Source organism: Pedobacter sp. 01N416, assembly GCF_056399685.1.
This window is the reverse complement of record NZ_JBFTRT010001149.1, coordinates 1-368: the sequence shown is the minus strand read 5'-3', so window position 1 is coordinate 368 and position 368 is coordinate 1. Positions and strand designations below refer to the sequence as shown.

Sequence of the window (368 nt, the reverse complement as noted above, 5' to 3'; positions counted from 1 at the left end):
ATCTCCAGGTTATCGGCAAAATTAAATTCCTTGTTTTTATACTTTAGCCATAGCCAGAAATTAATGGTATATTCTTTGTCTTTAAAATCTATATCGTGGATGCTCGTTACATAAATCCCTGTCTTTACCGTATCGGGTATATTTTTTTGAGCGAAAGAAACCGTATTTATGCAAAAAAGCTGAAAAATCAAGCCCAGTAAAAAGAGTATAGTAGTTTTCAACTGTGACTAATTTAAAATGTGAATGTTTGTTAAATATAGTGAATAAGGTTTTATATATAAGGGATATTTTAAGCTTAAAAAGCTTTCAGGCCTCGCTTTTTTTTAATACTTTCGCAACCCCATTTTAGTCGCCAAACACACCAGCAT

General features: G+C 31.8%; 1 protein-coding gene. It reads right to left on the bottom strand.

Annotated elements, in window-relative coordinates; genetic code table 11:
• On the bottom strand, positions 1–221 hold a 221-nt coding region (locus AC1DND_RS29650; RefSeq protein ID WP_477586646.1), incomplete at its 3' end, for a hypothetical protein.
• Positions 222–368 lie beyond the last annotated feature (147 nt).